General features: G+C 57.4%; 14 protein-coding genes. 13 read left to right on the top strand and 1 reads right to left on the bottom strand.

Annotated features, from left to right (window positions below):
• The first annotated feature begins 5 nt into the window (after positions 1–5).
• Complete coding sequence (locus ACIQY3_RS05050) at positions 6–446, top strand: phage tail protein (protein WP_403017816.1); 441 nt, start codon at positions 6–8, stop codon at positions 444–446.
• Entirely contained in the window at positions 443–1,732 is a 1,290-nt protein-coding gene (locus tag ACIQY3_RS05045; RefSeq protein WP_403017815.1) for a phage late control D family protein, read from the top strand. The genes ACIQY3_RS05050 and ACIQY3_RS05045 overlap by 4 nt, the downstream gene beginning before the upstream one ends.
• 308 nt (positions 1,733–2,040) lie before the next feature.
• Here ACIQY3_RS05045 and ACIQY3_RS05040 read toward each other — a convergent pair whose 3' ends face one another.
• On the bottom strand, positions 2,041–2,397 hold the full coding sequence (locus ACIQY3_RS05040; RefSeq protein WP_403017814.1) for a helix-turn-helix domain-containing protein: 357 nt from the start codon (positions 2,395–2,397) through the stop codon (positions 2,041–2,043).
• 103 nt (positions 2,398–2,500) lie between these two features.
• Between ACIQY3_RS05040 and ACIQY3_RS05035 the strand changes: the two genes are divergently transcribed.
• The 11 genes from ACIQY3_RS05035 to ACIQY3_RS04985 all read left to right on the top strand — a co-directional run bounded on the left by ACIQY3_RS05035 (position 2,501) and on the right by ACIQY3_RS04985 (position 9,253).
• Positions 2,501–2,701 carry a DNA-binding protein gene (locus ACIQY3_RS05035; protein WP_282481203.1) on the top strand — a complete coding sequence of 67 codons (201 nt, stop codon included), beginning with the start codon at positions 2,501–2,503 and terminating at the stop codon, positions 2,699–2,701.
• Positions 2,702–2,730: 29 nt separating this feature from the next.
• Positions 2,731–3,210: a YmfL family putative regulatory protein gene (locus tag ACIQY3_RS05030; RefSeq protein WP_403017813.1), complete on the top strand. Its 480-nt coding sequence runs from the start codon at positions 2,731–2,733 to the stop codon at positions 3,208–3,210.
• Between the two features lie 70 nt (positions 3,211–3,280).
• Positions 3,281–3,562 (top strand): ogr/Delta-like zinc finger family protein, encoded by a 282-nt coding sequence (locus ACIQY3_RS05025; RefSeq protein ID WP_403017812.1) that lies wholly within the window; start codon positions 3,281–3,283, stop codon positions 3,560–3,562.
• Positions 3,562–3,927 (top strand): hypothetical protein, encoded by a 366-nt coding sequence (locus ACIQY3_RS05020; RefSeq protein WP_403017811.1) that lies wholly within the window; start codon positions 3,562–3,564, stop codon positions 3,925–3,927. Before ACIQY3_RS05025 ends, ACIQY3_RS05020 begins: the two co-directional genes overlap by 1 nt.
• 64 nt (positions 3,928–3,991) lie before the next feature.
• Positions 3,992–4,225, top strand: a complete 234-nt coding sequence (locus ACIQY3_RS05015) for a hypothetical protein (protein WP_403017810.1) — start codon at positions 3,992–3,994, stop codon at positions 4,223–4,225.
• 8 nt (positions 4,226–4,233) lie between these two features.
• Complete coding sequence (locus ACIQY3_RS05010; protein ID WP_403018132.1) at positions 4,234–7,038, top strand: toprim domain-containing protein; 2,805 nt, start codon at positions 4,234–4,236, stop codon at positions 7,036–7,038.
• Between the two features lie 39 nt (positions 7,039–7,077).
• Positions 7,078–7,374 carry a hypothetical protein gene (locus tag ACIQY3_RS05005; protein WP_403017809.1) on the top strand — a complete coding sequence of 99 codons (297 nt, stop codon included), beginning with the start codon at positions 7,078–7,080 and terminating at the stop codon, positions 7,372–7,374.
• Positions 7,375–7,411: 37 nt separating this feature from the next.
• Positions 7,412–7,549 (top strand): hypothetical protein, encoded by a 138-nt coding sequence (locus ACIQY3_RS05000; protein ID WP_403017808.1) that lies wholly within the window; start codon positions 7,412–7,414, stop codon positions 7,547–7,549.
• A 70-nt stretch (positions 7,550–7,619) separates the two neighbouring features.
• Complete coding sequence (locus tag ACIQY3_RS04995; RefSeq protein WP_403017807.1) at positions 7,620–8,099, top strand: DUF2528 family protein; 480 nt, start codon at positions 7,620–7,622, stop codon at positions 8,097–8,099.
• Positions 8,100–8,322: 223 nt separating this feature from the next.
• Positions 8,323–9,018: an HNH endonuclease signature motif containing protein gene (locus tag ACIQY3_RS04990; RefSeq protein WP_403017806.1), complete on the top strand. Its 696-nt coding sequence runs from the start codon at positions 8,323–8,325 to the stop codon at positions 9,016–9,018.
• The gene (locus ACIQY3_RS04985; protein ID WP_403017805.1) at positions 9,011–9,253 is read left to right on the top strand and encodes a hypothetical protein; all 243 of its coding nucleotides are present in this window, start codon (positions 9,011–9,013) and stop codon (positions 9,251–9,253) included. The genes ACIQY3_RS04990 and ACIQY3_RS04985 overlap by 8 nt, the downstream gene beginning before the upstream one ends.
• The last annotated feature ends 7 nt before the right edge of the window (positions 9,254–9,260 follow it).

The following is a 9,260-nucleotide window of genomic DNA, read 5'->3' as shown; positions in this document are numbered from 1 at the left end:
CGGACATGATGATGTCACTGGGCATGTTCATTTTCAGCCTCGAAACCCTGGCGTATCAGGAGCTGCAGCGGCAGACAGAATGGCGTCATGGCTCCACCTCCCGTATTGGCACCAATCCTTCACGCCAGTTCCTGGGCCGTGGCGAGGATTCGATCAGCATGCCTGGAGTTCTTCTGCCGGCGCTCGCTGGAAGCCCGCTCAGCCTGGACACCCTTCGCGCCATGGCGGATACCGGCAAGGCCTGGCCGCTGATCGAAGGCACCGGGAGGATCATGGGCATCTGGGTGATTGAGAACATCAGCGAGACAAAAACCCTGTTCTTCCAGGACGGCGCAGCACGGCGAATTGAATTCACCATTGCGCTCAAGCGGATCGATGACGGGCGCGTCGACCTACTCGGTGCCGGTATCAGCACGGCCGGCAACGTCCTGAGGAAAATTCTGTGATCGAGCAGGTACTGGGCAAGATTGATGGCTATCTGAATGACGCGCAGGCTTCGATGCGGGAAGCGAAAGCATACCCGCGCCCAATCTGCCGCCTCGAGGTCGACGGCCGCGACATTACAGCGGCCATCGAGAAACGCTTGATGAGCATCGAGTTGACCGACAACCGCGGACTTGCTGCTGATCAGTTGGACGTGACGCTGTCGGATCATGATGGCCGGTTAGTCATTCCACCAAAAGGCGCAACCCTGCGCCTGTGGCTTGGTTGGAGCGATACCGGCTTGGTCGACAAAGGTTCATACACCGTCGACGAGACAGAACACAGCGGCGCGCCGGACCAATTGAACATCCGAGCACGCAGCGTGGACCTTAGTGCGGGGCTGAAGGTCAAGCGGGAACGAAGCTGGCATAACGAAACGATTGAGTCGGTCGTGCAAGCCATTGCGGGTGCCTACGGCCTTGGTCCGCTGGTAAGCGCCGCCCTCAGCGCGATCAAATTGGTACATCTTGATCAGGCCAATGAGTCAGACGCGAACCTGCTCTCCCGACTGGGGCAGGAGCATGATGCGATCGCTACAGTGAAAGCCAACAAGCTACTGTTCATGCCGATCGGCAATGCAACCAGCGCCAGCGGACTGAACCTGCCGCACATCACCCTGACCCGCCGTGACGGTGACCAGCACCGTTTTCTGCAAGCGGATCGAGACAGTTACACAGGCGTGCGGGCGTTCTACTACGACGTAAACAGCGCCGAGAAAAAGTCAGCGTTATCCGGCGGCGGAGACAACATCAAGGACCTGCGGCACTCCTACACTGACCAAAAAAGTGCGCTGGTCGCTGCCAGGGCAGAGTGGAATAAGCTGCAGCGGGGAACTGCGACGCTCAGCTACTCGCTGGCGCGCGGTCGTCCGGATCTAACGCCGGAGCTCACCTACTCCCTGACAGGAATCAAGCAGGAAATTGCAGACATCATCTGGCTGGGGGGTAACGTCAAACACAGTTTCACGTCGGACTCATTCACCACGAGCCTGGAGCTCGAGTCGAAGTTGCCGGATGGCGACGAGGTGGCGGAACTAGCCGACGACACCAAAAACTATTCGGGCATCGTCGCGTGGTACCGCGACAAGAAAAGCGGAAAGCAGCAAAAGCTTACTGAGGGTGACCAGAGCAAGCCGAAGAGGCTGACACACCTCTATGAGAGCAAGAAGTCGGCACAGCGTGCGGTGGAGCGGGAATACAAGCGGCTGCAGGCCAAGAACGCTGCAGCTACTACAGGAACCCCGGCATGATCAGCCGGGGCGCGGGAGATTGGCCAGGAGTTACTCCGTATTGGCCATCATTTCCGCCAAGCGTCGTAGGTGGCTCTTGTCCGCCTCCGACATTTTCCGATACATGCCCAACAGAATGCACTCAAGCTGCGTCAGCTGAGGTGCGGAACACTCCCTGTCCCGAACGTCCTGTTCAAGCTGCTCCAAAACGCCTCGATCCAACATGCTCGCTACTCCTAAAAGGCGCAGAGAATCGGCCAAATCGCGACTTTCTGAAGCCCCTGGTGAGCAGTCTTTCGTATGGTTGCATTACAGAAGCTGATGCAGGCTCACTCCAATGGAAGCGTGCCCTGCGCTTCTTTAGCCGCCATTTCAGCCAGCCCGGTAGCCACCCGGTGCACAACAATCTGATCACCAGGACTCAACGAACGGAAGCAGTTAAGCACCTCATTTTCGATGGTGGTCTGCGTTCCAGCTGCCGTGTCCCTCCGACCGAAAAGCACATACATCACGTCCACGCCGATTTTCGAGATCGCCAACAGATAAGCCGTGTCCGGCCTCTGTCGATCATTCTCGTAATTGCCTTGGGAGTTGCGTTTAACACCGCCTATATCAGCGAACTCGTTCTGATTTCTGCCAAGTCGGTCGCGCTCTTCCCGGAGCCTCTCGCCCAAAGTCTTATCCAAGGATTCTCCAGACACACAAATTTTTGGCATGCATCGCTTTACACAGCCAAAGTTTTGGGCATAATGATGGCACACACAACACGATTGAACACACATGAACACTATGCCCGTCCTCCTTACAGCCGAGCAAGCCCGCGCAGACCTTGACCGCAACGGGATCACCATTGCGCAGTTCTGTCGGCAACATGACTTGAACAAAAATTTGGTCAGCGATTTGTTGAACGGTCGCAAGAAGGGCGTGCGAGGTGAGGCCCGACGAGCAGCTGTACTCCTGGGAATCAAAGACGGCGTGATATCAAAATAATTGCAGTGGTCCCGGTGAGAAACCAGAAGATGAAACGCATCGTTCTAGAAACACGTAGGCAGGTCGTTAGCGCAGTGATTTGCGCGTACCCAGGCGGCCGTGATTGCGCCGCTCCGCGCCTGGGCATGTCGGTGAAGAAGTTCGACAACCACGCTTACGAGAATGCCGGCAGCAGACCTTTAACTGATGAGCAGATCTGCCTTCTGGAATCGCAAGCCGGCACCTCTCACCTGCCGGACTTCGTCTGCAGCCTGTACGGCGGCGTGTTTGTCCCTGTCGCTGAAGCAGGGCACCTCGACAACATCGACCTGTATGCCCGCTCAATCAACACCGCAGTAAAGCGGGGGCTGGTCGACGCCATCATCGCCAAGGCTCTTGAAGATGGGGTCATCCAGGACGACGAGGTGCAGGCCATTCTCGCGGCGCACCGTGTGCACGTTGCGGCCAGGCATGAAGAGATCACCGCAGTGATCGTCCTGCACCGGGAAAACCCGGGCAGACAGGATTAAACGTAGGTGCAGGAAGCACCGCCAATTCTCGGCACTAGCCGATGGCCGCAACTCGCGGCGGGGAGAAAAAGTGAGTACTTACAAGCTGGTTTGTCCGCACTGCCGGGAGCGAATGCGCATCCGAACCAGTGAAGGCACGCACATCTTCTTGCGTATTGCCTACTTGCAATGCATCAACGAGGCCTGCGGCTGGTCTGTGCGGGCTCAGTTCGAAATGACTCACGAGATGAGTCCTTCAGGAATGCCGAACCCTTCCGTTTGCCTGCCGGTGGCACCTGTCGCAATTCGCCGGCACGCGATGAAAAAGGAAGGCGAACAACAGATGGATCTACTTGGACTGGAGACGGCCTGATGAACACCGCGCAGAATCCCGAACGTGAATACCGTGCCGCCATGCAAACCGCCGCGCTTTGCTACATGCGACGCCACCAGGCTGAACACCTGGAAAATGACCAGCAGCTCTTCAACCGCACCGTCACCTACCTGCAGACAACATTGGGAGTGCCTGTCTGCCTCGCCGAAACACTGACGGGCTTGGCATTCGGTGAATTGCGTTCGAGCGGTGGCCAGCGCCACCTCAACCTTAAGAGCAGCAGCCAATCGGTCGCGGTAGTCACCGACCCAGCCAGCGGCAAATCCTTCGCCATTCCCATCGCCTTGATTTTTGAACACCTGGTCGACGCCCCTCAGCTCCAACCAATAGCCCCTTTCAACTGACCGAATAACACCACCGCTTGCGTGTGGGTTTGGGCAAATTGCGCCTGAAATCAGGGAAAAAGCCATGAAAACAGCACTTTCCATCCGTCTGGACCTGAGCGAAAGCCTCGCAGCTGCATTGCAGCAGGATCTACGTGAGCGCCTGCGAATGGGCATCCAGGAGCATTGGTACTCGGATGAGTTTCGGCGCGTCCCTGATGGCTTACGCACCAGCGCAATCCTGTCCGCCTATCCCGCATTGGCGGCTCAAAAAACAACTCTCGGCGCCCTTCAGGTCGCCATCAGAAAGCAGGCGTGACGATGGAGATGGAACAAAAAATCCGGGGCGATGTATTGACCCGACTCGAATTGAACTACGGCCTGCGGCATCGCTCAGGCACCGACTTCATGCGCGGTGGCACCTGCCCTGCCTGCAATAAAAAAGAGCTGTACTCCAGTTTCAACAATCCGTGGTTCATCAAATGCGGCCGTGAGAGCAAATGCGGTCAGCAGTGGCATGTCAAAGAGCTGTACGCGGATCTGTTCGACGACTGGAGCAAACGTGCACCTGCCACGGACGATCAACCGACAGCAAGCGCCCGCGCTTATATGGAGTTCGCCCGGGGCTTCAAGATCGAGCTGGTCGCCGGACTGTTCACCCAGGAAAACTATTTTGACCGCGACCTGAATATCGGATCAGCAACGGTCCGTTTTCCTTTGGAGCACGGCGGTTACTGGGAGCGCCTGATTGACCAGCCTCAGCGCTTCGGCAAGAAGAAAGCCCGATTCAAACCCGGAGCGTCGTACAAAGGTTATTGGTGGTGCTCGCCGAATATCGACCTGTCACAGACCAAAGAACTGTGGATCGTCGAAGGCATCTTTGATGCGATCGCCCTCGAGCACAACGCGATCGATGCGGTCGCGGCAATGTCGTCGAATGCATTTCCCGAGGCCTCGCTGAAAGCACTCGCCGTCGATCGAGCAGGCAATCTGCCGAGACTGGTGTGGGCCCTGGACAACGAGCCTGGCGCACACCGGTACACCCGCAAATGGGTCGCCATGGCCCGGGCTCTGGGCTTTGAATGCACTGCGGCTCAGATTCCGCAACGTGATGCGCGAAAGGTGGACTGGAACGATCTGCATCAGCGCTGGACCTTTATCAGCGATGAAGCCGATCGCCGCAAGCGCACAGAAGCGGACCTCGACGAGGCCCGCCACCATGGTGCCCTGCTTATAGCCGAGAGCGCGTCGGAAAAAGCGCTGCTGATGTACAACTGGCGCGAGCGTGAGGAATTCCACTTCGGGTTTGAGTCCCGCCTTTACTGGTGGAAGCTGGACATCAGCAAATTCAACAACGCCATGCAGGCGCTGGAAACGAGCGAAAACCACGAAGAGCAGCAGCTGAACAATAAAGCGATGCGTGAGAAAGCGTTGCGCATGTCGGGCTGCGTAGTCGAGATCGCCAACTGCTATCCCCAGGCGCTGTACTTCCAGCGCAATGAGATCACTGACGAGTCCTGGTACTTCTTCCGTGTCGATTTTCCGCACGACGGCGGTTCGGTAAAAAACACCTTCACCGGTGGTCAGGTAGCCGCTGCGAGCGAGTTCAAGAAACGTCTGCTCGGCATGGCCGCCGGCGCAGTATTCACCGGCAGTGGCCAGCAGCTCGACAAGATCATGAAGGACCAGCTGTTCGCGATCAAAACGGTTCAGACGATCGACTTTGTCGGGTATAGCAAGGAATACAGTTGCTACGTGTACGGCGACGTGGCCATCAAAGATGGTCAAGTGATCGACGTCAACGACGAGGAATTTTTCGAGTTCGGCAAGCTACGTCTGAAAACCCTGCAACGCGCGGTACCGGTGCGAATTCAGCGCGACCCGAAGGAATACAGCGACGAATGGGCGAAATTGTTGTGGACGTGCTTCGGCGCCCAGGGCGTTGTCGCGCTGACCTTCTGGTTTGGCTCGCTGTTCGCCGAGCAGATCCGCGCTCGGTACCAGTCCTTTCCCTTCCTGGAAGCCACCGGCGAGGCCGGGGCCGGTAAAACCACACTGCTCAACCTGCTGTGGAAGCTGCTCGGCCGCGCCGGTTACGAAGGGTTTGACCCGTCGAAATCCACCAAGGCTGGCCGTAGCCGCCTGATGGGCCAGGTGTCCGGCATGCCAGTGGTGCTACTGGAGTCCGATCGGAGCGGTGACGACAAATCCCACGCGAAGAACTTTGAATGGGACGAGCTGAAGGACTACTTCGGCGGCGGCACCTTGGCGACAAAGGGCGTCAAAACCGCCGGCAACGAAACCTACGAGCCGCCCTTCCGAGGAACGATCGCGATCAGCCAGAACGCGCCTGTGATTGCTTCAGAAGCCATCATGACGCGGATTGTGAAGCTGCACTTTGTGCGGCCGAACGTGACGCCAGACAGTCGAGCCGCGGCTGACCGGCTGACCGCCCTGGACGGAAGCCAGCTCAGTCATTTCCTGCTGCAGGCGGTGAAACGCGAAAGCGATGTCATGTCCACACTCGCCGACAAAATCCCCGCACACGAAGCGCGTTTGCGCCGGCTGCACACCCATTGCATCAGTTGCGACACCGAGTACCCAGCCAACAACGAAAAGGCGGCATGCCAAAAATGCGGGAATCAGCTGCGAGGCTACATCCGCGTCGAACGGATTGTTAAAAACCACGCCCAATTGCTCGGCCTGCTGGATTGCATCCGCTCGCTCGTACCCCTGAGCGATTCGCATATCAGCACCACTCAACGTTGCATCATTTCAATGGCGATCGAGCGCCAAAGCTCGATCAGCGCAGACCACCCTGTCGTTGCTGAATTCTGGGAAGTCTACGAATACCTGCAAGGCCTCGACGCCGATGGGCCGGTGGTGAACCACAGCAAAAAAGACAACGTCATCGCCATCAACCTCAACGAGTTCGTCGAGCGAGCCGCAGAGCACCGCCAGAAGCTGGCCGACGTCAGTGAGCTGCGCGATCGTCTGAAGGAATCCCGCTGCCGCAAATTCCTGGAATCGAACAAGGCGGTCGACAGCGCGGTGCGTGCTTACCAGGCCACCCGGAATAACAACACGATCACCAAGTCACCCACCGTCAAGTGCTGGATGTTCCAGGCGTAGGGCTGCACCCGCGTAGAACAGCGCTGAAAGGAGAGAACAATGCAAATTCAAGTCGTTACCGGCACTGCGGAAAACCAGCAGGACCGCGTCTCCCAGCTGCTCAACGAGCTCGGAAACGATCACCGCAAAACGGTGCAGGCCGAAGCCTACGGCGCCAACGGCCTGGTCGACATCTTGGAGGTAAGAGCCACCGACGGCCAGCGCGAGATCCTGGTGCTGAGTTGCTCAAGGCTACAGATCCAGGCGGTTTTGGAATGGCGGTCATGTGCCGAAGACACGACCGAGTTTGAAGACCTGGTGCTGCACCTGGTGCGACTGCCAGACAGCAACCTGTAACGCCGGCTGCAACCGGTACTTTTGAAAGGAGAGAACCATGCGCGACACAAAGCAAATTGGACAGACCGCACGCGACGCCCTGCTTGGGCAATTGATCGGTGCCGTCGTGACGGTGGCGTTGATCGCGATCGTAGCGGTCCAGGTGCCGGATCTGCTGATCTGGCTCCTTAGCTAAGCATCCGGAAAAAGTCGGTGCCATGGGGCTGTAACCCCATGGCACCAGCCACCACTGAAAGGAGAGAACCATGCAAGCTCAAAACCCCAACGGCAGCGTCGCCGAGGCTATCACCCCCGCAAATCTGAAGCGATATCGCGTTGCGGAGTCCTGGAAAGACTACGAGGTTCTGCTCGAGGTGAACCTCGACGTGTTGACCCAGGAGCGCGCAGCCCTGATCAACCAGTATTTTTCAGACGATAAGTCGCGTCTCCTGGAGGAAACCAACGACCTCGTGCGCGTGGCTATCCGTCTGGCCGGATCCACCATGATCAGAATCATGCTCGAGCAAGGCGGAGCAGAGTTTACTCCGGCGTTCAAAAACGTCCTCGGTGACAACCCGGGCACCAGCTGGACGCACGACCTTCACAGCGCCGAAGGCTTCGGTGGCTGCGAAGCGGACGAGCAGCCGTATGGTTGGTGCGGAATGAGGGTGATCGGCGTTGACGTCGACGTCCCCGGTTTTTTTGAAGTCTATCTAACTGAAATAGCAGTCGCGGAGGAAGCCTGACTATGTCGCAGGAACGAATCCGGCCCGCGATGGCCAGCAAACGCCTGGACCTGCCCAGCGTCTGCGATATCTGTGGTTTCGCTCGCTCAATACGCCGACACAAAAGCTGCAGTGAGCAACGTCAGCAACGGAAAACAGAAGAATGGGCTGCCTTGATGGCGGAAAGGCTTACCGCGAAATTGGCAAAAGCTCGCCGGTAGGCCTGAATTTGAGGAACAAAACCGTGAATACCATTGCACAACAAGCGTTACAACGAGCCAGGGCACGCTCTGCCACTAGCCCTCTGCAAAATCCTACCAACCGCCGGCGTTTCTGGACGACAGCCGAGGAGTCGCGTTTAAGGTCGCTGTACGCGGCCACGCCGATGGCCCAGCTAGTTGAGACGTTGGGGCGCCCTAAATCCGCCCTTTATGGAAAAGCAAAAGAACTCGGCTTGAAGCGCAGCGAAGAGTTCCTGGCCAGCGAACATTCCGGCCGGTTGCGTCGTGACGACAATCCAGGAGTGGCCACGCGTTTTCAAAAAGGGCACGGCGCCTGGAACAAAGGAAAGCCGTTTGCGGCTGGTGGACAATCCGCAGAGACACAATTCACCAGAGGGCACCGACCGCACAATCATGTCCCAATCGAAACCGAGGTGTTGGCCACGGACGGGTATATGAAAGTTAAGGTGGCCGAGCCTAACAAATGGGAATGGACGCACCGTCGCAATTGGCAGGCGGTTCATGGGGCGATCCCGAAGGGCATGGTGTTGGTTTTCAAAACCGCCGATCACACAAACTGCTCCGTAGACAATCTTGAATTAATTACGCGGCGCGAGCTCATGAGCCGTAACACGATTCAGCGATTTCCACCCGAGCTCAAAGAAACCATCCGCCTCCTAGGCAAATTGAAAAGAACGATCGAGGCGACCAATGAATAACAAAATGACCGACCTGAGAAATCATCTGTTCGCGACCTTGGAGGCGCTCCAGGACGAAGACAAGCCGATGGACATCGATCGAGCCAAGGCTATCGCCGAAGTGGGAAAGGTGCTCGTCGACTCAGCGAAGGTTGAGGTGATGTTTCTTAAGGTGATGGATGGTGAAGGGCAAAGCTCCGGTTTCATTGAGTCGGAAAGAGCTTTACCAGCACCGCAGGGAGATAGGTCAAAGTGAGCAAGCT

This window comes from Pseudomonas sp. NPDC096950, assembly GCF_044762525.1.
Taxonomy (GTDB): Bacteria; Pseudomonadota; Gammaproteobacteria; order Pseudomonadales; family Pseudomonadaceae; genus Aquipseudomonas.
This window is presented reverse-complemented; position numbering and strand designations above follow the sequence as displayed.